This window comes from Alteromonas sp. MMG017 (genome assembly GCF_018100795.1).
Classification (GTDB): domain Bacteria; phylum Pseudomonadota; class Gammaproteobacteria; order Enterobacterales; family Alteromonadaceae; genus Alteromonas.
In genome coordinates, this window is the sequence record NZ_JAGJDY010000006.1 from 97,858 (window position 1) to 123,666 (window position 25,809).

26 protein-coding genes are annotated in these 25,809 nt (G+C 43.5%); 16 read left to right on the plus strand and 10 right to left on the minus strand.

The window, feature by feature from the left end:
* The first annotated feature begins 20 nt into the window (after positions 1-20).
* The 4 genes from tmk to J8L84_RS10910 are packed head-to-tail and all read left to right on the plus strand — an operon-like array spanning position 21 to position 2,934.
* Entirely contained in the window at positions 21-638 is a 618-nt protein-coding gene (gene tmk, locus J8L84_RS10895; RefSeq protein ID WP_211070725.1) for a dTMP kinase, read from the plus strand.
* Positions 638-1,534 carry a DNA polymerase III subunit delta' gene (locus J8L84_RS10900; RefSeq protein ID WP_211070726.1) on the plus strand — a complete coding sequence of 299 codons (897 nt, stop codon included), beginning with the start codon at positions 638-640 and terminating at the stop codon, positions 1,532-1,534. Before tmk ends, J8L84_RS10900 begins: the two co-directional genes overlap by 1 nt.
* Positions 1,535-1,577: 43 nt before the next feature.
* Positions 1,578-2,357, plus strand: a complete 780-nt coding sequence (locus J8L84_RS10905) for a TatD family hydrolase (RefSeq protein ID WP_211070727.1) — start codon at positions 1,578-1,580, stop codon at positions 2,355-2,357.
* A 19-nt stretch (positions 2,358-2,376) separates the two neighbouring features.
* Positions 2,377-2,934, plus strand: a complete 558-nt coding sequence (locus J8L84_RS10910; protein WP_211070728.1) for a pyridoxamine 5'-phosphate oxidase family protein — start codon at positions 2,377-2,379, stop codon at positions 2,932-2,934.
* 163 nt (positions 2,935-3,097) lie between these two features.
* Here J8L84_RS10910 and J8L84_RS10915 read toward each other — a convergent pair whose 3' ends face one another.
* The 3 genes from J8L84_RS10915 to J8L84_RS10925 all read right to left on the minus strand — a co-directional run bounded on the left by J8L84_RS10915 (position 3,098) and on the right by J8L84_RS10925 (position 8,866).
* The gene (locus tag J8L84_RS10915; protein WP_057792361.1) at positions 3,098-3,733 is read right to left on the minus strand and encodes an SDR family oxidoreductase; all 636 of its coding nucleotides are present in this window, start codon (positions 3,731-3,733) and stop codon (positions 3,098-3,100) included.
* Between the two features lie 183 nt (positions 3,734-3,916).
* A complete protein-coding gene (locus J8L84_RS10920; protein WP_211070729.1) occupies positions 3,917-6,880 on the minus strand; it encodes a ligand-binding sensor domain-containing diguanylate cyclase in 2,964 nt (987 codons plus the stop codon).
* Between the two features lie 162 nt (positions 6,881-7,042).
* Positions 7,043-8,866, minus strand: a complete 1,824-nt coding sequence (locus J8L84_RS10925; protein WP_211070730.1) for a M2 family metallopeptidase — start codon at positions 8,864-8,866, stop codon at positions 7,043-7,045.
* Positions 8,867-9,173: 307 nt separating this feature from the next.
* On the opposite strand from J8L84_RS10925, the gene J8L84_RS10930 reads away from it, so the two are divergent.
* The 10 genes from J8L84_RS10930 to J8L84_RS10975 all read left to right on the plus strand — a co-directional run bounded on the left by J8L84_RS10930 (position 9,174) and on the right by J8L84_RS10975 (position 15,550).
* The gene (locus J8L84_RS10930; RefSeq protein WP_211070731.1) at positions 9,174-9,503 is read left to right on the plus strand and encodes a hypothetical protein; all 330 of its coding nucleotides are present in this window, start codon (positions 9,174-9,176) and stop codon (positions 9,501-9,503) included.
* Between the two features lie 110 nt (positions 9,504-9,613).
* A complete protein-coding gene (locus J8L84_RS10935; RefSeq protein WP_211070732.1) occupies positions 9,614-9,796 on the plus strand; it encodes an SEC-C metal-binding domain-containing protein in 183 nt (60 codons plus the stop codon).
* Positions 9,797-9,913: 117 nt separating this feature from the next.
* Positions 9,914-10,429, plus strand: coding sequence for a M23 family metallopeptidase (locus tag J8L84_RS10940; protein WP_211070886.1), 516 nt, complete (start codon positions 9,914-9,916; stop codon positions 10,427-10,429).
* Positions 10,430-10,440: 11 nt separating this feature from the next.
* Positions 10,441-10,926 carry an RDD family protein gene (locus tag J8L84_RS10945; RefSeq protein ID WP_211070733.1) on the plus strand — a complete coding sequence of 162 codons (486 nt, stop codon included), beginning with the start codon at positions 10,441-10,443 and terminating at the stop codon, positions 10,924-10,926.
* 42 nt (positions 10,927-10,968) lie between these two features.
* Positions 10,969-11,427 carry an isoprenylcysteine carboxylmethyltransferase family protein gene (locus J8L84_RS10950; RefSeq protein ID WP_211070734.1) on the plus strand — a complete coding sequence of 153 codons (459 nt, stop codon included), beginning with the start codon at positions 10,969-10,971 and terminating at the stop codon, positions 11,425-11,427.
* Positions 11,418-11,795, plus strand: a complete 378-nt coding sequence (locus J8L84_RS10955; protein WP_211070735.1) for a DUF1294 domain-containing protein — start codon at positions 11,418-11,420, stop codon at positions 11,793-11,795. Before J8L84_RS10950 ends, J8L84_RS10955 begins: the two co-directional genes overlap by 10 nt.
* A 78-nt stretch (positions 11,796-11,873) precedes the next feature.
* A complete protein-coding gene (locus J8L84_RS10960) occupies positions 11,874-13,046 on the plus strand; it encodes an alpha/beta hydrolase-fold protein (protein ID WP_211070736.1) in 1,173 nt (390 codons plus the stop codon).
* 42 nt (positions 13,047-13,088) lie between these two features.
* Entirely contained in the window at positions 13,089-13,475 is a 387-nt protein-coding gene (locus tag J8L84_RS10965; RefSeq protein WP_211070737.1) for a tautomerase family protein, read from the plus strand.
* 185 nt (positions 13,476-13,660) lie between these two features.
* Positions 13,661-14,497: a rhombotarget lipoprotein gene (gene rhlP / locus J8L84_RS10970; protein ID WP_211070887.1), complete on the plus strand. Its 837-nt coding sequence runs from the start codon at positions 13,661-13,663 to the stop codon at positions 14,495-14,497.
* A 21-nt stretch (positions 14,498-14,518) separates the two neighbouring features.
* Complete coding sequence (locus tag J8L84_RS10975; RefSeq protein WP_211070738.1) at positions 14,519-15,550, plus strand: DUF2157 domain-containing protein; 1,032 nt, start codon at positions 14,519-14,521, stop codon at positions 15,548-15,550.
* Between the two features lie 163 nt (positions 15,551-15,713).
* On the opposite strand, the gene J8L84_RS10980 is transcribed toward J8L84_RS10975, so the two are convergent.
* On the minus strand, positions 15,714-16,526 hold the full coding sequence (locus tag J8L84_RS10980) for a pyruvate, water dikinase regulatory protein (protein WP_063458448.1): 813 nt from the start codon (positions 16,524-16,526) through the stop codon (positions 15,714-15,716).
* Between the two features lie 271 nt (positions 16,527-16,797).
* Here J8L84_RS10980 and ppsA point away from each other — a divergent pair, with 271 nt between their 5' ends.
* Positions 16,798-19,170 carry a phosphoenolpyruvate synthase gene (ppsA, locus tag J8L84_RS10985; RefSeq protein WP_211070739.1) on the plus strand — a complete coding sequence of 791 codons (2,373 nt, stop codon included), beginning with the start codon at positions 16,798-16,800 and terminating at the stop codon, positions 19,168-19,170.
* A gap of 275 nt (positions 19,171-19,445) precedes the next feature.
* On the opposite strand, the gene J8L84_RS10990 is transcribed toward ppsA, so the two are convergent.
* From J8L84_RS10990 to J8L84_RS11010, 5 genes are all read right to left on the minus strand, one after another.
* On the minus strand, positions 19,446-21,701 hold the full coding sequence (locus J8L84_RS10990) for a molybdopterin cofactor-binding domain-containing protein (RefSeq protein ID WP_211070740.1): 2,256 nt from the start codon (positions 21,699-21,701) through the stop codon (positions 19,446-19,448).
* Positions 21,698-22,210, minus strand: a complete 513-nt coding sequence (locus J8L84_RS10995) for a (2Fe-2S)-binding protein (RefSeq protein ID WP_057792336.1) — start codon at positions 22,208-22,210, stop codon at positions 21,698-21,700. Before J8L84_RS10995 ends, J8L84_RS10990 begins: the two co-directional genes overlap by 4 nt.
* A gap of 243 nt (positions 22,211-22,453) precedes the next feature.
* Positions 22,454-22,669, minus strand: coding sequence for a tellurium resistance protein TerC (locus J8L84_RS11000; RefSeq protein WP_211070741.1), 216 nt, complete (start codon positions 22,667-22,669; stop codon positions 22,454-22,456).
* Between the two features lie 150 nt (positions 22,670-22,819).
* Positions 22,820-23,752: an AEC family transporter gene (locus J8L84_RS11005; RefSeq protein WP_211070742.1), complete on the minus strand. Its 933-nt coding sequence runs from the start codon at positions 23,750-23,752 to the stop codon at positions 22,820-22,822.
* 150 nt (positions 23,753-23,902) lie between these two features.
* On the minus strand, positions 23,903-24,079 hold the full coding sequence (locus tag J8L84_RS11010) for a substrate-binding domain-containing protein (protein WP_247670715.1): 177 nt from the start codon (positions 24,077-24,079) through the stop codon (positions 23,903-23,905).
* A gap of 69 nt (positions 24,080-24,148) precedes the next feature.
* On the opposite strand from J8L84_RS11010, the gene J8L84_RS11015 reads away from it, so the two are divergent.
* On the plus strand, positions 24,149-24,694 hold the full coding sequence (locus J8L84_RS11015) for a hypothetical protein (protein WP_247670716.1): 546 nt from the start codon (positions 24,149-24,151) through the stop codon (positions 24,692-24,694).
* Positions 24,695-25,186: 492 nt separating this feature from the next.
* On the opposite strand, the gene J8L84_RS11020 is transcribed toward J8L84_RS11015, so the two are convergent.
* Positions 25,187-25,798, minus strand: coding sequence for a DUF998 domain-containing protein (locus J8L84_RS11020; RefSeq protein WP_211070743.1), 612 nt, complete (start codon positions 25,796-25,798; stop codon positions 25,187-25,189).
* Positions 25,799-25,809 lie beyond the last annotated feature (11 nt).

A 25,809-nucleotide genomic window follows, 5' to 3' on the forward strand; every position in this document is an offset into this window, starting at 1 on the left:
AAGTCCAACAACGAATAATTATGAACGGAAAGTTTATTGTAGTAGAGGGCCTTGAAGGGGCCGGAAAAAGTTCAGTGATTGGGCTTATAGTAAAGCAATTGCAAGATGCAGGTATTGCGGTTGAGCAAACACGCGAGCCAGGCGGTACGCCTATGGCTGAGGCTATTCGCGAGTGCGTTAAACACGATTGGGACGAAACCGTAGCCGAAGAAACAGAATTATTGTTGATGTATGCGGCGCGGGTACAGCTATTAACTAATCGTATACTTCCTGCGTTAAATGCAGGGCAGTGGGTCGTCGGTGACCGGCATGATTTATCTTCACAAGCCTATCAAGGCGGTGGTCGTGGCGTGAGTGCTGATACCATGAGTGCCATTAGCAAGATAGCGCTCAACGGTTTTAAACCTAATTTAACCTTGTACCTAGACGTTGAACCAGCCATCGGCTTAGAACGCGCTAGGGGCAGGGGAGAGCTTGATCGTATTGAACAAGCAGGCTTGGCTTTTTTTGAGCGTACCCGTGAACGGTACTTAAGCCTCGCAGCACAAGATGACAGTATTGTAGTGATTAATGCCATGCAAGCTATGGAAGATGTGCATGAAGACGTGATTACAGCCGTGCAGGAGTATCTTTCTTAATGCAATCTGGGCAAATGCTACCTTGGTTCACTGATACCTATAACGAATTGCTTGTACGCTATTTTAATAACAAGCTGCATCATGCGCTGTTATTCATTGGCGCTAAAGGTATTGGTAAAGCGAAGCTGGTGGCAGGGCTGTCGGATACCCTCTTGTGTAAACAACCAACCCCGCAAGGTGCATGTAATGCATGCCAAAGCTGTCATTTGCGCCTTGCTGGTAATCACCCCGATTTTTACGTACTAGAAAGCGAAAAGCAGTTGGGCGTGGATAAAATTCGAGAAGGTATTGCCAAGTTAAGTGGTACGGCGCAAATGGGGGGCAACAAGGTGCTGGTGATCCCTGTGGCCGATAGCATGACAGAGGCCGCGGCTAATGCACTCTTGAAAACTTTAGAAGAGCCCACCAATAATACATACCTGCTGCTAATCACTGACAGTCTTAACAGAATAATGCCTACCATTTTGAGCCGATGTGAAAAACATTCGCTGGGTTTGCCTGACGTGCAAAGTAGTTTGGCCTATTTACAGCAACAAGGCGTACAAGATGCCAGTGAAGCGTTATTAGAAGCCTATGGTTACGCGCCACTTCGTTTAGAAGCTGCACTTAATAGCGAAAGCGATTTTAATTATCGTACTTTCACTGACGGTATGGGCGCATTACTTGCTAGTTCAGGAAGTCAGCAGCTTTTAGCTCTTGCTAATAAATGGCAAAGTGATGCTGTTCAGGTAGCAACGTGGTGCCAACATATGGCCCATAAAGCGTATGTAGAACGCCAACAAGCGCAAGATTACGCGCGTTATAGGGCTTGCGTAGAGGCAGTTAAAACCTTACAGCACCCAGGGGTGAATAAATCCATGGTGTTGGTCAGTATTCTAAAACAATTTCAGCGCTAGGCCACGTTGTTAGTGGGTTAGCCGTAAAAAAGATAGGTATATTTTGTTCGTAGATTCACATTGTCATTTAGACAGATTAAAGCAATCGCCAGAAGAATTGGCAGAAACTCTTAACTTTGCGCGCACTCGCGGTGTAGAGCACTTTTTATGTGTGTGCGTATCGGTGACCGATTACGACAGCATGTTAGAAACGGTAAAAGACTTTGCTGATGTCTCTGTCTCTTGTGGCGTACACCCTCTTCACCAAGAAGATGCATGTACTTACCATGAGTTACTTGAAAAAGCGCAAGACGATGCGGTAGTAGCGATTGGTGAAACAGGCTTAGACTATTTTTATAGCCCTGAAAGCAAAGAGGTTCAGCTAACGTCGTTTGTTGATCATATTAAAGTCGCTAACGAAACGAAAAAGCCGCTTATCATTCACACTCGTGATGCCCGCGACGACACCATTAATTTGCTGCGCGAGCATAAAGCTAGCCATACAAAAGGCGTGCTGCATTGCTTTACCGAATCCCTTGAAATGGCGCAGGCCGCAATTGAAATGGATTTCTACATCTCTATTTCTGGCATCGTCACGTTTAAATCTGCCAGTGAATTACAAGATGTTGTAAAAGCGGTTCCCCTCGAGCGCCTACTCATTGAAACCGATTCGCCTTGGCTAGCCCCAGTCCCTCACAGAGGTAAACAAAATCAGCCTGGCTATGTGGTAGAAGTCGCCGAATTTATTGCCGAATTAAAAGGTATATCGGTGAAAGAATTAGCACGTATTACCACTGAAAATTTCTACACTTTGTTTTCACTTGCCCAACGTAAAGCCGCTTAAGCGACCGGAGAGTTTAAAAATGCCGCAGTGGCGTACAGGGTTAACAAAAAGCTTACACGCTAGCAGAAGCATGCCTGAGAGCCGTTATTTTCAGTTGGCAACCGCAGACAAAGACGGTGTGCCATACTGCAGAACCGTGGTGTACCGAGGCTTAAGTGACGACAACAAATTAATTGTTATTTCTGATACCCGTACCGAAAAATACAACCAATTGTCGCAGCAAGCGAAAGCGCAAGGCTGTTGGTATTTTTCGAAAACTCGTGAGCAGTATCGATTCAGTGTAAATGCGACTATTGTGACCGAAAACGAAGATAGGGCGCTAGTAGAGGCGCATTGGGCAAAATTGTCTGATGCGGGTAAGAAGCAGTTTCTATGGGGCGAGCCAGGCACACCACGAAACAATGGTTTACCGCTTCAGATTGCAGGCGACTATTCTGTGGCCCCTGAACATTTTTGCGTAATTTTGTTAGATATTTTCAATGTGGACTATTTGAATTTGCGTGGCAATCCTCAGTATCGCGAGTTACATCGTCGTGACGAAATGGGTAACTGGATTAGCCAGTCAATTGTTCCCTAACGCAGTACATTGAATGCTAGTGCAGCGCACTGAGCTTAGCTACGTATTGAGCTTAAGCAGCACATTGAACAAACAGAATTAAATCAAAATAATAAAAAAACGCCAGCAAAATTGCTGGCGTTTTTAATTTTAAGTTAGCTAATGGTAGCTTACTTATATTTACTTACTCGAAGATTTTCGAGATTGGCGTGTCGCCTTTAAATAGATAAGTCGTCACATTACTTGTGTCGCTGCGATTAACTGCCTCCACAATAGCCGTAGCCACATCTTCTCTAGGAATAACAGCATCGTCTTGGTTGTCTGGCATATCAGTAGACACCAAATGCGTACCAGGCTCGTTTAACAATGTGCCTGGACGTAAAATAATATAAGGCACGCCGCTATTCATTAAATGCTCGTCAGCCATGTGCTTAGCAACTAAATAAGGCTTAATGCTAGAGCTTACTGCGTCTGGATCGCCAGCACCTATTGAACTTACCATCACAAATTTAGGGGTGTTAGCTGCCTTGGCATAGTTTGCCGCGTTTCGCGCAGCCCATAGGTCGATAAGAAGCGTTTTATCGTCGCCCGAATTACCGCCGCTGCCCGCAACGAATACAACGCAATCTGCACCTTCGAAATGCTCAGAGAAGTCTTTCTCAAGATCTTGCTCTTTCACTACTAGGTTGTCGTTTTCAAAGTCGTCTAGCTTTTCAGGGCTTCGAACAGGAGCCACCACGTGGTGACCTGCTTCGAGTAATTTTCCAGTAGCCTGTTTACCAATTTGGCCTGATGCGCCAATGACAAGAACCTTAGCCATAAATGTTACCTCCATGATTGAATATGGTTATTCATAAGCGTGGGAGGGAATTTCGATCACACTGTACGATGAGTTTCATCATGCTGCGCTGGTCAGCGTAAGGGCGTAAATTGAAGATCTAGGCAGCGAAGTGGTTAACAAAACGAGTGAAAATAGGGGCTAAACCAGTAAATTAATATCACGCTATTTTACAACAGCGTTACGCCCCTCAGCTTTACCTTTGTAAAGTTTTTTATCAGCAGCGTGTATGCATTGCTCTACGCTATCGCTTTCACGAATATCTGCAATTCCTGCGGTAATAGTTACATGTACATCATGGCCTTCGCAGTGAAATGACGTTTTCTCAACAGCTTTTCTCAATTTTTCACCTACCCAATAGCATTCATGCACGTTAAGCTCGGGCAGTAGGATCAGAAACTCTTCGCCACCCCAACGACAAATAACGTCAGAATTTCTCAAGTTCGTACGTAGCAGCTCAGATATTTTAACTAATATAAGATCGCCAACATGATGACCGTAAGTGTCGTTAATTCGTTTAAACCAATCAATATCAACAATAAGTAATGAAAAGGCTTGTGCGTAACGCTCGTAACTGTCCCAAGCCTCGTGAGCTCGGCTGGTAAAATAGCGCCTATTTTTCAAACCGGTTAACGAGTCTTGACTTGATAACTGCGTTAGTTTTTCTACCACGTCTTCAAGATCTTTAGTTTTTTCTTCCACCATTTTTGCTAGCGCAACCGAACGGTTTTTAAGGGTTTGAATACGCCACCACACAAGTAGCGTTAATAGCAGAAAAGCGGATACAAAAATGGCACTTCGCCATACAGGTTTATCCCACCATGGGGGAACAATACTGATTTGGAGCGTAGCTTCATTTGGAGTCCACACTTTTTCTTTGTTCATCGCTCGAATAGTGAGTGTGTAATTCCCAGGGGCTAAATTGGTATAGGTAACCGCGCGGCGGCGATGATCCGTAAAGCGCCACTTATTATCAAACCCAGATAATAAGTAGGCATAACTTACTTCGTTAGCACGGGTAAAATCGAGCGCCGCAAATTCTACAGAAAAAGAAACATTGTTTGAACTAAGTACCAATTCTTCAATATTGGTATTCGGATAGAGGTTTTCTGACCCACTGCTGTGCTCATTAATAATTTCAATATGCGATATATTAACTTTAGGCGACCAAGGTTGTTGTTTAATATCAGTGGGCTTGAAGCGAGTGAGACCCTGTGGGCTACCCATAAATATAGTGTCGCCAGCGGCTTTCACGGCGGCGCCTATGTAGTAGCCCGCTTCACTAACACCATTTTGTGCTCCAAAATATGAAACGGATGACAGGGTAGAATCGATATGAGCGATGCCTACCGTTGTGGAGATCCATAGCTCGTTTTCTTGATCTTCAATGATAGCGCCAATCGAGATGTTACTTAAGTAACTGTCTGCTTCTATCTGGGTAAATGACACGGAGAAAATCTCGTTATCCTCAACCGCCATAAAATAGATACCGTTTGCCTGGGTGCCAATCCAATAGCCGCCACGTATAGACCGAGAAACCCAAGTTACTACTGCGTCTTTAGGGAAATTAGCGTTATTTTCACCTACATTGCGTATTTCACCCGTAAATTTGTTGGCAAAATACAGGCCCGATATGCTGGCCAGCCATGCACTCTCGTTATCTTCAAACACAATACGAGTGGTAAGTGAGATTGGCCATTGGCGAATAACTCGGTTTTCGGAAGGGCGATACACAAAAACACCATCGCTGTAGCCGCCGTACCAAACATCACCATCGGCATCCACGTTGAGGGTATAACCAGCCTTGCCCTTCAATGCCACCAAATCGAGTTGTTCACTGGCAGTATTTAATTTGGCTAGCCCCGCGCGAGTAGATAGCCAAACTGAGTCTGACTGCTTATCGTAATGTACCGTTAAAAGCTTGTTTGAAGATAACTTACCTTCAGACTCAATCATCGAGGTATAGGGGCCGCTAACCTTGCCAGACTGATAATTGTAATGCCAAAGGTTCTGTTCTGTAGCAAGCCATAAGGCGTTATCGGAATGGGTAGCAATACCAGAGATATTGTTACCAATAACAGCGCTGGTTGAAAAGTTGGACAGTACAGGGTTGTGAATAGAAAACCCATTATCACGCGACCCCGCCACAATGGCGCCAGCTTCTGTTTGATACAGTGATGTAATGTAATTATTTGCGAGTTTCGATTGAGCAACTGATAACGACACAATCTCTGATGCTTCCTTAGCACGAATAATGTTTACTCCGCCGCTGGTGGCAATCCAAATATTGTCGTTGCGCTGAAACAACACGCTTAACACATCATTAGATGAAAGGCCGTTACTTTCATCAAAACAAGTGGACACGGAAAAATCGTTGCTAGCAAACAAGGGGTAACGGCACAGGCCATCAGAGCCAGTGCCAATCCACAAACTTTCGTCAGCAGCTAGTGCCATCAAGGTTAAGTTTGTACCCGCCAGTTGCTGAAGCTCTAAGGTATTGAAAGCGGAATTAAGCTTGTATAACCCCGAGGTTGAGCTAAGCCAAACGTGACTATTTCCATCAATAACAATGTCGGTGAGTGTACTGGTCACGTTATCTAAAACAGCAACTTGAACCAATTTGTTCAGTAGCGTTGAAAAGCGATAAAGCGCGCGACCACTGATCACCCAAACGTTACCACTCTTATCAATTTTTATGCGTTTGATTAAGCCTGCTTTTATATGACTAGAAACAGAAATGGGAAAGTGTTCAAAGGTTGCCGTTTCGATATGAAATCTACTAACCCCAGCAATGGTGCCAATCCATAAGTACTCTTTGTCTAGTGAAGACTCAATTTGAAAAGTCGTTACTGTGTAGAGCCCATCAGACTCTACCTCTTGCCACTTACCGAAGTGCTTAAATTCGTTTCCATCAAACCGGTCGATCCCCGCTTGCGTTGCCAGCCAAATATAACCGTTTTTATCTTCTGCAATGTCTAAAACCGATACCTGTGATAAGCCTTCTTCGATAGAAAAACTTTTAAATACAGGCAGGGGGAAGTCAGCAGCACGAGATGTGGCCGCTAAAGAAAAAACAATAGGTAATAGTATAGTGGCGGTAACCAGAAATCTTACCACTACAGAAAACATAAATACGCTCGGGAATTGGGATCAAGCGCTACGATATACTAGGGTTAGCCTAGTAAAAATGGGACATAAGTATTAATTTTGTTGGCGCCAACGATTAATGCAGATAAAAAAGAACCCCGATTAACGAGGTTCTACTATTAAATCATTTAGTTGGCTTAAAAATTACCATCCACACTGACGCGTCGCATTTTGCTCATCTAACCACGTTTTTAACGGTGCAAAGTAGTCAGCAATGGTACTTGCATCCATTTCAGGTGAGCCAGTAAGGGTTTCTAACGCATTTTGCCAAGGTTCACTTACGCCCATTTCAAGCATGGCGTTTAGCGCGGTACCTGCTTCTTCACTGTTATAAATAGAGCAGCGATTAAGTGGGCCTTCGTCACCTGCAATGTCACACAAGGCTTTATGGAACTGGAATTGCAAAATATGCGCTAAGAAATAGCGAGTGTAGGGCACGTTAGCCGGAACATGATATTTAGCGCCTGGGTCGAATGCATCAGCAGGTCTGTCTACCGGTGCTTTTACGCCTTGGTATTTTTCTCTTAATTCCCACCAAAGTGTATTGTATTGGTCAGGTGATACTTCACCTGCCATCACTTTCCAGCGCCATTGATCGACCATTAAACCAAACGGAATGAAAGCAATTTTATCTAGCGCCACCTGCATCAGCATGCCTATGTCGTTAGATGCATCTGGAATTTCGTCAATCAAACCAATTTCTTTAAGGTACTTAGGGGTGATAGAAAGAGCAATGGTGTCGCCAATCGCTTCATGGAAGCCATCGTTAGCTGAACCGCGATACAGTAAAGGCTGGTCTTTATAAGCACGTTGGTAATAGTTGTGACCCAGTTCATGGTGAATAACGTTAAACTCTTCTCCCGTTTTTTGAATACACATCTTTATACGTAAATCGTCTTTGTCGTCTAAGTCCCATGCTGAAGCGTGACACTGCGCATCTCGGCCTTCAGGTTTTTGGAACATAGAACGTTCCCAAAACGTATCAGGCAGCGGCGCAAAGCCCAATGAAGAAAAGAAAGATTCAGCCTGTTTCACCATTTTTATTTCATCATAGCCTTGAGCCATGAGCGATGAAGTAACATCGGGTACTGACATTTCTTGTTCAGGCTTCACGATATCGTAAACATTGCCCCAGGTTTGCGCCCACATATTGCCTAACAAGTGCGCTGGAATTGGTTGGTCTTGAGGAACCAATTCTTCACCATAATGCTCACCTAACTTAGCACGAACGTGGCAGTGTAGCGATTCGTAGAAAGGCGCAACTTGTCCCCATAACCTATCAAGTTCTTTCGGGAAGTCGTCGGCTGGCATATCGTATTTACCGCGCCATAGTTCGCTCACATTTTGAAAGCCTAATTCAGCAGCGCCTTCGTTAGCCAAATTTACCTGTTGTTCATACAGCGGCTTCATAGGCACAGACACTTCTCGCCAGCCTTTCCAGTACTCTAGTAAGGTGTCGGCATCGCGAATAGTCGCCATTTCACTGCTCATCTCTACCAGGCTTTTACAGGTGCCATCTTCCATGCAGTACTGGCCGGAACCATACATTGCACTTAGCTCAGAGCCAATTTTAGCAAGTTTTTCTGCTTTAGCCGGATCTGACGGAGGTGGCATGGTCAGCCCGTTTTTAAGCAGGTTAAGTTGACGACGGGTATCTTCATCAACTTCAACATCGTTAAATTTAGCCGCTTCTTTGGCTAACACCGCGACTTTGGTGGACAGTACTTCATTGAAATAGGCACTTACTGCGGCGGTATCAAAATTGATGTTAGTAGCATAACTCCACTCGGCATGAGCGGCTGGCACTTGCATTTTACTAATATCGTTTTGCGCATTGATAAGGAATTCTTGCGCTTCTTTAGCAGTAGGTGCCGCAGGCATCGTTTCAGTTTTAGTGGTAGCTTCACCGCAGCCTATTAGCGTAATGCTAACGAATGCTGCGACAATGGTGCGTTTGGTAGAAAACATAAGTTTGCTCTTGTCGTTGTTGTTTTTATGTATTGGGAAGTACACGTATTAGGTTTATATTTTGGAGTGACTAGCACGCTTTGTAAAACAAATTTGCAACAAAAAGCGATGTTTCCATTTAGGGAGTGTAAAGGCTTAGCCTGCTACAACTAATGCTAGACAGTGACTGATAAGCCGTATTTACTGTGTGAAATTTTGTTTTAATTTAAGAGGGCAGAAGGTAACCTTTGTTTTTCCACCTTAGTAGGCCAAACGCCGCTGTCAGTTGACTACGTGTTATAAGCCAACGGTAATTTCAGGAATTTAAATGAATGTAGAGGTTAGCTTTAGGTTTCTATCGCTCAACAAATTGCAAGCTCACACGTTAGAACGAGAAGTGGCGAATTCATCTGCTCGTTATGTTGAGGACAAAAATTGTTATGTGGGAACAATTCCACTTACCGAGGATATCTTTGACCCATTGATGATTTTCTTCGAACGCCAACAAATAGCACTTTCCAACTGCGATATTTTTTTATCGGTGCTTAGCAGTAAAGACACCAACATCGTTGATGTTCCTACTTCGGTCAACAAGATGCTAAAGCATATTAACTGCAAGCTAGTATTCTCATACACAGCAGTGAGTAACGATCTTTAATGACAAAAGTGGGTCGAGCATTTCAGGGCTGTACTGGTTTATGTCTGCATGAATATTTTTCGCAAGTTTGATAAAATCTGTGTTTTCCAATATTAAAAATTAGAGTAGTGATGACTGACAATACAAATAAGCATGGTGCTAGTACCTCTGAAGAATCTAGCACGGGTTGTACTAACACAAGCTGTTGCCCGCCAAAAAGCCCTATTACTCGTTCAGCACCAAAGATTGGCCGTAACGATCCTTGTCACTGCGGTAGTGAAGTTAAATTTAAGAAGTGCTGCGGTAAAAACTAACTTGCCGTTTTTTAATTGTTAATAGTGACAAGTGTGTGACTATGAATAAATGAAACTTCGAATATAGCCTCAACGCGTCACAACATTCTATAACTACTGGGTTCATAAGGCTTTATGATGAGATGGATTTTGTTGGGGCTATGCGTAGTGATACTACTTGGCTTTGTTATACCAGAGCCGCGAATTATTCCTGTAGACAACGCCAGTTCTGCTGATTGGAACAAAGACACCTTTTGGTATGAACCCTGGGGCAGTTCGGGGGTCCATAAAGGTATCGACATCTTTGCTCAGAAAGGCACCTCGGTGCTGGCAACCACTCATCAACTTATCCTCTATCAAGGTCAAAAGCCTAAAGGCGGCAATATAGTACTTGCCTTAGGGCCTAAGTGGCGGCTGCATTACTATGCGCATCTTGATTCAATAGATGTTGATGGCATTTCGCTGCTTTTTAGTGGTTCAAAAATTGGTACAGTAGGTTCAACAGGCAATGCTCAAGGAAAAGCGCCCCATCTTCACTACAGCATTGTTGCGCTGTTTCCCCATTTTTGGCTTGCCGACGAGTCGACCCAAGGGAGCAAGAAAGCGCATTATTTAGATCCAATACTATATCTAAGTACCGCTGAGTCATTTTAATGGAGAAATAAATGCAAAGCACTGCTGATACAGACACTGTTGCTAAATATGAATACGTGGGATTTTGGAGTCGATTGGGCGCCTCATTAATTGACTCAGTGCTTATTATGGCAATTACCTTACCATTGTTACATGTTGTGTACGGTAGAGATTACTTGGCCGCAGGTGCTTTCGATATGGGTGCCCTCGACTTTATTATCAGTTATATTTTTCCGTTAGTAGCAACAATATTATTTTGGATTTATAAGTCTGCCACACCAGGAAAAATGGTATTAAAGTTAAAAGTAGTGGATGCTAAAACAGGCCAAGCACCCTCAATACAACAGTCTATTATTCGTTATGTAGGGTATTACATTTCGCTATTACCCTTGTGTTTAGGTTTTATATGGATTGCGTGGGATGCTAAAAAACAAGGTTGGCACGATAAGTTAGCAGGTACGGTAGTTATTCAACCTGTAAACAAAGGCGTAGAGCCTGTGAGCTTTGTTAAACCATAGCGCAATAACAAAACCCTCTGCGTTAATTATTGGATGTGTGCAATGAAGCTTGAGCAAAAAATCCCGCCAGTTGTTGTCTTTTTAATAGCGGTAATTTTAATGTGGGTGACAAACAAGCTTGCAGGTTTCTTGAGTGTTTATCACCCCTTCAAGATACAATCGCTAACCCTATGTGTATTGCTGGGAGTAGGATTCGCTTTACTGGGCGTCGCGTCTTTCAAAAAACATAAAACCTCGGTACATCCTATTAAAACTGAACGTGTTGTTAGTTTGGTGACTTCAGGTGTATATCAGTACAGCAGAAACCCTATGTATGTAGGTATGCTTCTGTGTTTGGTTGGCATTGGGCTTTACACATTCAACCCGCTTAATACTCTCTTCATTGCGCTATTTGTATGGTACATGAATAAGTACCAGATAATACCTGAAGAGACATTTCTAACCGATAAGTTCGGTGCCAGCTATACCGAATATATGAAAACGGTTCGCAGATGGCTGTAAGCAAATTCGGCGTATTTATTACGCTTACATTCTGTACCACGTTAATAGCAGTAACGCTTCTGGATTTGTTGCCAATAGAGGTGGCATACCTTTATTTCGCTACCAGCGTTACTACTTTTGCTATGTACGCTTTTGATAAATCGGCTGCACGCAAAGGTAAATGGCGTATACCAGAAATTCGCCTTCACGTTTTGAGTCTGCTAGGAGGCTGGCCTGGCGCTTATTATGCGCAAAGAAAGTTAAGGCATAAGTCGGCGAAAGTTTCATTTAAGCGAACCTATTGGGCTACAGTGGCCGTAAATTTAACGGCGTTTATTTGGCTTTTTAGCGAACAAGGTAAGCACTTAATGAATGGTATTTTTGCTTAATTATACGTTCTTTTCTTGTTGGCATTGAACGGGTAAGATTAAAAGTAAATCATGGACTAAAAAATAAAGGATTATACGGTGTTAAAACATGCCATTACGATAGCTGCCTTTTTACTTATTTTGGTTCCTTCTTACTCGTATTCAAAAGTGCGGGGAGAAGCTACGCACTTAAGTATTCATTCTGAAATACTCGATGAAGAACGTGAATTGTTCATTCACCTGCCTAATACCTATCATCTATCAAACGCGCAGTTACATTATCCAGTGCTCTTTTTACTTGATGGTCAGAGAAATTTTGGTCATGCGGTAGGCACCCTAGATTTGCTTACCCAATCTAATATGGCGCAAGAAATGATTGTTGTCGCTATTGCGAATACCCATCGCTCAAGAGACTTCACTCCGACATATGATGAGAACTACAACGAGTGGGGAAAATCAGGGGGAGCCGATAACTTCCTTGATTTTATTGAGAAAGAGCTTGTGCCCTACATCAATGAAAAATATCGCGCCAACAACTTCAAAATAATTTCAGGGCATTCTTTAGGTGGGTTATTGTCGGTGTATGCCTTGCAGTCTAGACCCCATTTATTCCAAGCTCACTTTGCCTTCAGCCCAAGTTTATGGTGGCAAGAACAGGTTATCTTTGACGACGCCGAAGCCTTCTTTTCAGATATTTCAAAACTGAACAACTACTTATATATCAATATGGGCAGCGAAGGCGGACACATGCTAACGTCTTACCAGCGCTACAAAGAATTGCTAAACACGCATAAACGAAAAGGGTTTAGTTACAATACAGATTTAGATACCACAGAAGGTCACAATACCACCGCGCTTGCTGGGCATTCGTTGGCTTATCAGAATCTGTACAAATCGTTGCAACCATCAAGTGAAGTCTTAAGCGGCGGGATACCTGCCATAAAGCAGTTTTATAAATTACAGTCTGAAATGTATGGGGCTGACATTAAGCCCAGCTATCGCGCCATTAACAGTGTGGGATACAAAGCATTATCTGAAAAAGACTATTCAACAGCTATCGCAATATTTCAAAGTAATGTCGACAGTTACCCCTACAAAGCTGATGCCTACGACAGCTTGGCGGATGGGTTTGAAGCGAGTGGTGATTTACAACAAGCGCTAGACATGAGAGCGCTCGCTATACAGAAAAGTGTGGTTGAAAATGTAGAAAACGGCGCTTATAAAACACGCCATGCAAACTTACTCAACCAGATTCAGGAGAAGAATCTTTAGCATTTTTTTCTTTCTAGAAAAGAATTTATAAAGGATATAGTTGTGATAGTTATTTATGGGATTGATAAGCACTTAAACCCAATAAAAAGGCCGTTATCAGATGCAATCCACCGTTGTATGCAATCTGTTTTGGGCATGCCAGAGGACAAACGGGCCCACCGTTTTATCCCCCTAGCCAAAGAAGACTTTTTCTACCCTGGCGGTAGAACAGATTGCTATACCGTTATCGAAATTAACATGATGAAGGGTCGCAAACCTGAAACCCAAAAAGCACTGATTAAAGCGCTTTTCAAAGAAATGGAATTTGCTTTAGGTATTAACCCTATCGATATTGAAATAACCATTAAAGAACAAGAAAAGTACCAATGGGGTTTTCGTGGCATAACGGGTGATGAGGCGTCAGATTTTAAATATAACGTTGATGTGTAAGGTTGGGGTATCACATACATTTATACCTACAACTGAGATTACAACTACATTAGGTGAGTTCGCGCCCGTATTGTATTTGTTTGAGATACTGGGTAATTTGAAGCACGAATGTTGATGAAGTACACGATAGGCAGCGATTAGCTTATAACGTGGTTTGAGTAGTGCATAAAGGGTTGTCGATGAAAATGAAAACAAAAATATTAATAACAATGTTAGGAGCCATGTTTGGGGCAATGTTACTTACCGCATGCAGTGCAATAGTAAGTAACAATACAGGTAAACAAGCTCAATCTAGTAGTTTGATGGATTTTCTTTACCCTGATGAAGAAAGCCGTGTTAAGCACCAACCTGAAATTCCCACCTTACAATTACCGGTAAAGGTTGGGCTTGCATTTGTCCCTTCAAGTAATTGGCAACGAGATGGACTACATGGGAAAGACCAAGTGGAGCTTCTTGAAAACGTGAAGCAGTCTTTTCTTCAATACGAATATATCGATCGCATTGAAATTATTCCTAGTGAGTATTTAAGCGGTGGAGAAGGGTTTGCTACGTTGGAACAAGTAGGGCGTTTATATGACGTTGATGTAATGGCGTTAGTGTCTTACGACCAAGTAACTCAGTCACTCGAAAATAACGCGGCATTACTGTATTGGACCATTGTAGGTATGTACGTAATTCCTGGTAACGAAAATACGGTACAGACCTTTGTTGATACAGCTGTATTCGATATCAAAAGTAAAAAGATGCTTTTTAGAGCCCCCGGTGTAAGCAAACTTGAGAAACGCACCACCGCGGTAGGTATTGACGATACGCTGGCCGAAAAATCATTAGAAGGTTTTGGTATTGCGGTTGATGATATGTCTACCAACCTAGATGCCGAACTGGCGCGATTTAAAACCAGAGTAAAAGAAGAAAAAATTGCAAATGTTGAACACAGAGAAGGCTACAGCGGTGGCTCACTAAACTTTTATTGCTTAATTTTACTAGGCGTTGTGTTATTTAGAAAAATGACGGTGCGGTAAATCGATGCCAAGGAGTGCAGATTGAACGTCACCAAGCAAAACCTTAAAGACGCAGTAAGCGCCAATATTCTTTCATCTGAGCAGTCTGAACAATTGATTGCGTTTTTAAACCAGCAAACTAATACCACGGCGAAGTTCGATTTCACCCACGTGTTGTATTACCTAGGTGGGTTAATTGCCATTGGTGCAATGTCACTGTTTATGAACTTAGGTTGGGAGTCATTTGGTGGTATTGGTCTCGTTTTTATCTGCCTGCTGTATGCCGCTATTGGTCTTAAGTTAACCCACGCTTTTGGGGCTAAAGCGTTATTCATACCAGCAGGTTTGTGCGCAGCCTTTGTGGTTGCCCTAACGCCTTTGGCCATTTACGGATTACAAAAAGCTTTAGGAGTGTGGCCCGATGATAGCACCTATCAGGAGTACTATAGGTACATAGAATGGCATTGGCTGTATATGGAGCTTGGTACATTAGCGATGGGCGTAGTGATGGCTTGGAAATATAAATATCCATTTTTAGTTATGCCAGTTGCCGTTACGCTTTGGTATTTAACCATGGATGTCTCGGTTATGTTGTCTGGTGGTGACTATAGTTGGGAGCTAAGAAAACTAGTGTCCATGTACACTGGGCTATTGATGGTAGGGCTGGCATTCTGGGTAGATATTCGCGCTACCAATAAAGCGGATTATTCCTTTTGGATTTACCTTTTTGGCGTTATATCCTTTTGGGGCGGTCTGTCTCTGCAGAGTTCTGACAATGAACTCGACAAGTTTTTCTACTTTCTCATTAATTTAATAATGATATTTATTGGTGTGCTGATAGTGCGCCGTGTATTTGTGGTGTTTGGCGCTTTAGGTTGCTCTGGGTATGTCGGCTACTTAGCCTTCAACGTATTCAAAGAGAGCTGGCTGTTTCCTATTGTGTTGTCGTTATTGGGGCTGTTCGTCATTTACCTTGGTGTGCAATGGCAAAAGAATGAAGCCGTTATTACGGCAAAAGCGCGAAAACTTCTGCCCAAACCATTGCAGGGCTTGTTGGCCTCGAAGCATTTATAATGAATGAATCACAAATAACAAAGCTGGAAAAACTGCCCGCCAACGCATAGCGTTGTTTTATTCAGCCAGCATTTACCCAGTTACTGGGCCAGCCTCATAGCAGGCTGGCATCAATAAGCTGGGTAGTGAAGTGAAGTAAGGTGCTAGCTTAGTGCTTTCTACCTTAATACTTTCTACGTTTTAACCCTGTCTCAGCTAAGATTTTCGCAGAGATCTCTTCAATGGAATATTTGGTGCTATTTAAAAACGGAATTTTTTCCTTTCGATACAAGTTCTCTACTTCTCGTAATTCCATTCTGCACTGTTGTAACGACGCGTAGCGGCTATTCGCTTTTCGTTCAGAACGGATTTGATGTAGTCGTTCTGGCTGAATCGTTAAGCCAAAAAGTTTGTCTTTGTAACGGCGAAGGGCCGTGGGCAATTTAAGCATGTCGCCCATGTCATCCTCGGTAAACGGGTAGTTTGCCGCTTTAATACCAAACTGAAGGGCTAAGTATAAGCTGGTGGGGGTTTTACCCGAGCGCGATACGCCCACCAAAATAATGTCGGCCTCGTCGTAATCTTTCAGGTTAGAACCGTCATCGTTGGCTAAGGCATAGTTAACCGCTTCAATACGAATATCGTACGTGGTTTCATGAATGCTGTGAGTACGATGTTTTTCTGGTTTTGAGGGCACGCCAAGCACTTTTTCAAGAGGAGCGACGAATTGATCGAGGAAATTGTAGTTAATACCGACCGATTTTGAAATTATCTTGCGAACATCTACATTCACAATTGTATAAAAAACGAGCGGCCTTTCTCCTGTGTCTTGAAAACTTTCAGATATTTTATCTAAAACCTTATTGGCTTCTTCCTCAGTTTCAACAAAAGGAATGGTATTGTGATTGAATTCAACAGGGAACAAAGACAGCAGGGCGTGGCCAAACACCTCTGCGGTAATGGCGGTACCATCTGAAATATAAAAAGCTGTGCGCACAACAAATCCTTAACATTGTCGTAATTTTATTACAAAAGTAATAAAGAGTTTACTTTCCGATTTCCCCCATTCTAAGATGATTTCGTCGAAAAGCTATATGGTTATTAATGATGACTTGATGTAACGCAAGCCTGCTTTACTTGGTACTCGTTAATATTAATAAGCATTAAGCGCGTTTGGATATACGCAGTCGACACGTATTTTACCAATGTTGGGCATGTGGCCCGCCATTGCTTATACCCTACTCAAAAATAAGCTGGAGGCTTCGGCAGTGAAAGAATTCGTACTTTGGTATCAAGAACTGGGCATGCATGATGTAGGTCGCGTTGGCGGCAAAAATGCATCTTTAGGCGAGATGATTTCTAACCTAGCTAACGCCGGTGTACAAGTACCGGGAGGTTTCGCCACAACTGCAGAGGCTTTTAATGAATTTCTAGAACAAAGTGGCCTAGAAGCAAAAATTCATAACGTACTAGATACACTTGATGTTGAAGATATTAGTGCGCTTAACGAAGCGGGCAAAGATATTCGTCAATGGATCATCGACACGCCGTTTCAACCTGAACTAGAAGAAGCAATTAAAGAAGCGTTTGTGAAATTGCAGGGTGATGCAGGTGATGAAGCATCATTTGCGGTTCGTTCATCAGCTACCGCAGAAGACATGCCAGATGCTTCGTTTGCCGGTCAGCAAGAAACTTTCCTAAACGTGAAAGGTTACGAGTCTGTATTAGTTGCCATCAAACACGTATTCGCCTCGCTATTTAACGACCGTGCTATTTCTTATCGTGTACACCAAGGCTATGACCATAAAGGCGTAGCATTGTCTGCGGGTATTCAACGCATGGTACGAAGTGATATTTCTTCGTCGGGCGTTATGTTCACTATCGACACTGAGTCGGGCTTTGAAGACGTGGTATTCATTACCAGTTCATACGGCTTAGGTGAAATGGTCGTACAGGGTGCGGTAAACCCAGATGAATTTTACGTACACAAACCAACGCTTGATAAAGGGCTTCCAGCCATTGTTCGCCGTAACCTAGGCAGCAAGCTAGTTAAAATGATTTACTCTGACGATGAAGCACACGGCAAACAAGTGTCTATCGTTGATATTGACAGCACCGAAAGCAAAGCCTTCTCGTTGAACGACGAAGAAGTCATGGAGCTGGCGAAGCAAGCGCAAGTTATTGAAAAGCACTATGATCGTCCTATGGATATCGAATGGGCTAAAGATGGCGTAGACGGCAAGCTTTATATTGTTCAAGCGCGCCCTGAAACGGTTCGAAGCCGTGAAGATTCACAAAGCATTGAGCGTTTCCAACTTAAAGGCCAAAGCAATATCGTATGTGAAGGCCGCGCCATTGGTCACAAAATCGGTGCAGGCGTAGCGAAAGTACTTGGCTCTATTGAAGAAATGGACAAGATTCAAGCCGGTGATGTGCTAGTGACTGACATGACAGACCCAGATTGGGAACCTATCATGAAAAAGGCGTCTGCCATTGTTACTAACCGAGGCGGCCGTACATGCCACGCAGCCATTATTGCTCGTGAGTTAGGTATCCCAGCGGTGGTAGGGTGCGGAAACGCCACTGACAGCATCGAGAACGGCGATAAAATTACCGTGTCATGTGCGGAAGGTGATACAGGTTACATCTATGGTGCAGAACTAGAGTTTGACGTTGTTACGTCGCGTATCGACTCTATGCCTGATTTACCATTAAAAGTGATGATGAACGTGGGTAACCCAGACCGTGCATTTGACTTTGCGCGTTTGCCTAACGCAGGTGTTGGTCTTGCGCGTTTAGAGTTCATTATTAACCGTATGATTGGTGTACATCCTAAAGCGCTACTTAACTTCGATAGCCAGCCTGCTGAGCTTAAAGAAGAAATTGGCGACATGATGGCTGGTTACGAGTCGCCTACCGAGTTCTATATTGAAAAATTGGTTGAGGGTATTTCTACCATCGGTGCTGCGTTCTCGCCTGAAAAAGTGATTGTTCGTATGTCTGACTTTAAGTCTAACGAATACTACAACTTAGTTGGCGGCTACCAGTACGAGCCAGATGAAGAAAACCCAATGCTTGGTTTCCGTGGTGCGAGCCGTTATATCTCGGAAGATTTCCGCGACTGTTTCGCGCTAGAATGCGAAGCAATTAAACGGGTTCGTAACAACATGGGCTTAACCAACGTTGAGATCATGATCCCCTTCGTACGTACCCTTGAAGAAGGCCGCAAGGTTATCGAGCTATTAGAAGAGCAGGGGCTTAAGAAAGGCGAAGACGGTTTGCGCGTTATCATGATGTGTGAATTACCTTCAAATGCCTTACTAGCTGACCAGTTCTTAGATATTTTCGATGGCTTCTCGATTGGTTCAAACGATTTAACTCAGTTAACCCTTGGGTTAGACCGTGACAGTGGCGTTATTGCTCACTTGTTTGACGAACGAGATCCTGCGGTGAAAGCCTTGTTATCAATGGCTATTCAAGCGGCGAAGAAACGTGGCAAATACGTTGGTATTTGTGGTCAAGGCCCATCAGATCACGAAGACTTTGCAGCCTGGTTGGTAGAAGAAGGTATCGATTCAGTATCGCTTAACCCAGATACGGTAGTTGAAACCTGGTTGTACCTTGCTGAAAAGCACGGCTAATCTGTTTGGCGCAAATTTTTTGCTCAAGAAGGTAACTAAAGAGGGTTACTAAAGAGGCCAACTAGCGACGCTAAATAGTTTGCAGGCAGTTCATGCATACAGCATGAATTGCCCAATAAGCAAACCTAGCTAACCGCTCAATGCGCTATTTATTAAAGCCTAAACATTAAAAAGCCCCTTAGATTGAAAAATCTAAGGGGCTTTTTTAGTACGTCTTTTTTGTGTTTTATCGCGCCTGTACCAAACTATTAGCCTTAAACCAGCATAAGCCCGTCTTAGGCTTTTAACTGGTTACCAATAGGTAATTGTCTTATGCGCTTACCGCAAGCAGCAAAAATGGCGTTACACAAGGCAGGCGCATAAACCGGCGTTGCTGGCTCACCCACACCCGCTGGTGGTGCATCGCTTGGGATAATCTCAACGTCGATTTCTATCGGCGCATCACTCATTCGCGGCACGCGGTAGTCATGGAAGTTACTTTGCTGAGCACGGCCTTTATCAAAGGTGATACCGTCACTAATGGCGGCAGTAATACCGAAGATAGAACCACCTTGTACCTGGTTTTTCACCGTGTCGGTATTTACCACAGTACCTGCATCAATGCTGGCCCACGATTTGATAATCTTAAGGTCGCCTGCATCAGACACTTCTACTTCAACCACAGTAGCTACATAGGTTAAGAAGCTTCTGTGCGCTGCAATACCAAGGCCTCTACCTTTTGGTAACTCCCGGCCCCAGCCACTCATGTCAGCCACTTTCTCAATCGCCTTACGTAGGCGACCTATATCGAGCGGATAAGCGTCTTTATCGGCGCCGTAGTTGTCGTACTCTGCATTTTGCTCAGTAACATCAACAATGCGATCCGGGCCAATAGTTTCTAGCAGGTAGTCTTTTTGATCGCGCCCGGCTTTGTGCGCGGCTTCAGCAATGAAAGACTGAATAGCGAATGCGTGGAAAATATTAGACACCGAACGCATCCAGCCTATACGCGCTTTTGCTGGCGCTTCACCACTTTCAAGTTTCATATTAGGGGTATTGATAGGATTATCAGTAAAGCCTAAACGAAGCTCGAAGCTAAATGGCGTAGTAGCGTCTTGTTGGAAGGTAGACGCAATAGGTGAAAACGCCGTACGGTGCAAGTAAGCATCAATACCGCCGTCTTCATCTAAAGAGGCTTCAATGTGCTGGGCCGATACAGCATGGTAGAAACCATGCTGAATGTCGTCTTCACGTGTCCATTGCACGCGAATAGGCTTGCCAGTCTTCATTGAAAGGTAGGCCGCTTCAGCAGAAAAGTCGGGTTTCGATTTACGACCAAAACCACCACCTAGCATGGTGACATGAACGTTAATTTTCTCTTTTGGCATGCCAATCATGGCACCCACAGTCTCCATATCGGCCTGTGGGTTCTGCGTAGCAGCCCATACATCAACACGGTCTTTATAATACATTGCCGTGGCGCAAGGAGGCTCCATAGGCGCTTGCGCTAAGTGTGGTACGTAGTAATCGGCAACTAGTTTGTTGCTCGCATTGGCGAGCACATTGGCTGCATCACCTTTCGCGCGTACCGACTTTTGTGGTTTCGAGACTGTCTCTAGCAAGCTTGCTTTAAAGGCTTCAGAGTTATAATCACCGTTTTTACCATCATCCCAGCTTACGGTAAGGGCGCGGCGGCCTTTGATGGCAGCCCAAGTATTGTTGGCAATAATGGCAATACCGCCTTTAGGTTGAAACTGTGGTGCGCCTTTCGCCGCAGGAATTTCCACAACATCTACCACGCCATCAATGGCTTTAACTGCTTTTGCATCGAAGCTTTTTACTTTTCCGCCAACAACAGGTGGGCGAACTACCACGGCAATTAATGCTTTAGGCTCAAGTACATCAGCAGCAAAGGTCGCTTTGCCGGTAACAATGTCTTTTAAATCGATGTGCGCCATGGCGGTATTGATGTAACGCCACTCACTGCGTTCTTTTAGGGTAATGCGATCGAGTTCTGGCGGAGTAATTTTTAATGCATCGTCTACCAGTTCAGCATAGGTAAGGGTTTTTCCCGAGGTATGGGTAACCACATGCTGTACTGCTGAACAAGAATCGAAGGGGACATCCCAACGGGTTGCAGCTGCTTGCTGCATAAGGTGGCGAACACTGGCGCCCATTTCACGAAGACGCTGCATGTTGTAACGAATACTGCGCGAACCATCGGTATTTTGATCGCCGTATTTCGGATCGCCTTTACCTTGGATAACCACCACTTTATCCCATGAGGCTTCCATCTCATCAGCCACAATTTGCGCCAGTGCGGTACGAATTTGTTGACCCATTTCAGAGCGGTGACACGTAATTTCAACAATACCATCGGGTCGAAGTGACACAAATAAGTTAGCCATTTTGGCTGACTCAGACGGTTTAGCTAACACACCAGCCATAGCGCGAGGTGCCGCACCCATAAAGTATGTGCCTAAAACAAGGGCGCCCGCGGTAGCCGATGACTTTAAAAAGCTGCGACGAGTTAAGTCAAAATACTTGCTCATGCTTCTTCTCCCGCAGTCTCAGAGGCAAGGGTATCAGGCACATAATATTCCACGCCAGCCATGGTTTTTGCTGCTGACTTTATGGCTTTGTGAATACGGGGGTAAGTACCACAACGGCAGATATTGCCTGACATACCTTGCACAATTTCTTCATCGCTTGGGGTAGGGTTGCTTGCTAATAAGCTGGCGGCTTGCATCATTTGGCCGCACTGACAGTATCCACATTGAGGAACCTTATGTTCAACCCATGCTTGTTGAACAGGATGTTCACCGTCTTTGCTCAAACCCTCAATGGTGGTTATTTTACTGCCTGAAACGGCAGAAACAGGCAATACGCAAGAGCGCTGTGCTACGCCGTTAATATGTACTGTGCAAGCGCCACATTGTGCCATGCCGCAGCCAAATTTAGGGCCAGTTAGATGTAATTCGTCACGTAAGTACCAAAGTACGGGAGTGGTAGGATCGCCCGCAAATTCACGTGTTTCACCGTTAACGGTAAACGTAATCATGGTCTTGTCTCCATTGTCGTAAGTGTTCGATGGTCAGTCGAATACCTCACATTGCCTGTTTGAATAAATGAAAGTTTTTTTGATTTTTATAAGGTGTTATTAATCGTGTCGTTAAATTCTATACTCGTAACGAGTTTAGCGTATAAAAATAACATGACTGTGAAGGTTATACTGAAACTTCAGATTAATGGTTTACGATGTGCGATGACAGGGGGGGAACAGCGCAAATTACGCAGTAACAGCTTAGCGCAATTTACGCATTAATAATATGCGGTCTATTCTTCTCGCGCTTGAGGTCATCATGTTTTGACTTATTTTGAGCCATCCACGAGCACGAGGCCAATCGTAGCTTAATAATACCAAACCACCTATTACCAAAAGAATTGAGCCTGGTAATAGGGTTAAAATAATGCCGCCGATAAAAAGAATGCCACCAAGGGTTAATCGAACAATTTTCACGATTACTTTTCCAGCTAATTGAAACAACTACCTGCATTGTGGTTCAAATCTTAAACATTGCCAACCAGAAAAGTGTAAACAAGTGTATAACGCGATTAAATTCGTATGAGCAAAGGTTTGCTTAGCGCCGCTATTTAGTACTTATCACTCTTAAACAAGCCCCAGCATGGCCAAGCCGCCGAAACCAATGGCAGTAATAGGAAGCGATACCAACGTGCTTAGGGCAATGATACTGGCCGCCAAGCGATGATCGCCACCTAAGTTTCTTACCATTACGTAACTGGCTGCGGCTGTCGGGGCAATAGACAGTAATAACACTATGCCTAGCTCCATGCCTCTAAAGCCTGCTAAATAAGCCATACCCACCAGTAAGGCGGGGTAGACAATACATTTACTTATTGTGGCTAACGCAATGTTATACCGGTCGCTAGAAAAAGAACGAAACTGCAGCGACGCGCCAGTACAAATAAGTGCCAAGGGCAGGGTAAGCTGGGCAAAGTATTCGCCAGTTCTTAATGCCACCTCGGGTAACGACCATTGGAAATAAGAAAATGGTAATGCTGCCACAATCGAAATAATAAGGGGGTTGCGTGCAATGCCTTTAATTTGGTTTATAGGCGCCGTAAAACCGACCTGATAGAAGTTAAGTACAAACACCGACATAACATTGTACAAAATAGTAATACAGCCCATATAAACCGATGCCGCCGCTAAGCCTTCTTGCCCGTAAGTATTTGCGCAATACGCCAAGCCAATAATCCCCATATTGGCTCTAAAACCACCTTGCACTACTACACCGCGAGCATTTTTAGGGGTCACCGTGAAATGCACTAATAGCATTAATACCGCGCATATTAGTACCGAGCCACTTATCCCAATAGCGATAAGGGTTAAGTTAGCTGCGTTTGAAAAGTCTGACTGGCTAATAGATAGAAACAGGAGTGCGGGTAGGGCAACGTTGAATACTAACTTTGAACCCGATTCGATAAAGGCTTCATTTAACCAGCGGATGCGAAAGAACACCCAGCCCATTAAAAGTAGGATTAAAACAGGCACTAGGGTACTGGTGATAAATGAAAGCATGGGAGTTAATCGATAAATGCACTAAATTCAGTAGATGAGCAATACTGTATCAAACTTAATCGAGATTGCGGCGGCAACGTGAAAATAAAATTTCACTATTTTCAGTGCGATGGGCTAAGCCGCCTTGTTCAAAATGAGAGATTTAAAAGCCTAAGCTTTGGGTGCTGCGCAAGATGAACGCTCCACCAAAGAGCAGGGCACCAGCATGCGGGTGTTCACCGATTTTGGGTTATTAATTTTATTCATTAACATGCGCGCGGCTTCGCCGCCTAGCTCATAAGGTTGCTGTTTAATAACGGTAATGGGCACCTTATAAAACTCCGCCATGGGTATTTCCTCAAACCCCAGTAAAGACACATCTTGGGCAATAGCATTATTAGAACCAGCCGTTCTTCTATGAATATTAACTATGCGTTGTCGGTCGAAAACGTGAAAGTGACCGATTTAGACATTAACGGCTACTTCTACTTCTTTAAAGCGCACCCTGGTACTTTTGCCGACTACATCGATATTAAGAATTCCCACATGGAAAACATCACGGGCGCAGTGCTGTCGCTAAATAAAGAAACGGACGACTTAGGGGTTTACAGTGTAGAAAACTTAACCCTATCGGGTAATACGTTTAAAGACATTAAAGAAGAAGTAGTAACCATTTACCGTGGCGGATTTGATGAAAGTACCTTCGGCCCAGCCGTTATTATAACTGACAATACACTACACAATGTAGGTAAAGGTTCTACCCATAGAACGGGCGCTTCGATGTATTTTCATGGTGTACAGAACCTACATGTTAGCGATTCAAAGTGGGTTGATAGCGCCCCTATGTCGCTTTATTTAACCAATGGCGAGCCTATTACTTTGATTGAAAATGTCACTATGAACAATACGCCTAAGATACAATCAAACAACAATAGTTTTGAAGTGAAAAACGTGACGTACTAAAAGCGTTTGTCGTGGTGTAAAACGTTGAATAAACGTTTACGTAAATAACATGAACTCGGCATTAAGTGCCGAGTTTTTTTATGCAAAAAATTTGGTTTCGTGCATTAAAACCGATACTCAGTTCAGTACAAAAAGTAAATTCTATCGCTTAAAGTGATTTTGACGCTTATTCACTAATCCCCAAGTCCTTAGCCCTTGATTGATAATTCTATGAAAAAGCTATATTTAAAGTTTGTTGTAACACACTTTGTTTTAAGTGCCATCATGTTTTGTGTTTGGTACCTAGTTGCTGGAATAGAGAATGCAAGAGAGATGACGTTCGTCATAAGCACGTTAGCGAGCTGTATAGCGGCTAAAAATCTTATGGATGACACGTTGAAAGAAAAAGCGCTGACGAGTAATGAGAGCTAACGGTTTAAGTATTGGTTAGCGTGACGCCAGCATAATGTCTTCTCGATATTTTTCTGAAGATTATCGGCTAGATGCTAGTTTTTACCCTATTAAGTAGAGCGAATAAACAAATAGCCAAAGTATTTGAAAGCCATAACTTAAACGCTGATATAGCCCAGGATGCGTTTTAGCTTTTAGTGCACCTGATAATTTATAAGAATAAAAGAAACAGCCAAGAATGCAGTTAAACGAAAATAAGCGCAGTGCTATTGGGTAGACGCTGGAAAGCATCACAATGGCAGGCGCGACAATAAACGAAATGAGCATAATTAACCCTGACCACGTATGAATTTTGCAACTTGCTGTTGGAGTGGGGGTGTAAGGATCTGCATCCATTGGGAAAAAGCCACATACCCACGTACACACACCATGAACAATAACCATTATGCCTATAATTGTGGTATTGAGACTTGTGGAAAGAAGATTCGAAGAATTAGCTGCTATTAGATAGTAACCAAATAGAACAAATAAAAGCCCTAATGGGTAATTGTTGATAGCGGGTGATAGCCTTTGTGTTGGGCTACCAAAGGCGCCAAGTTCGCTACAAAATTGCCTAGTGTGACTGTAGTTTGGGTAATATAACGACGCAATGTAAATACCCACTACAATCCATATTGAAGCGATTATTCCTGTATATGACAATAAATCAAACATGCTTTTTTCTT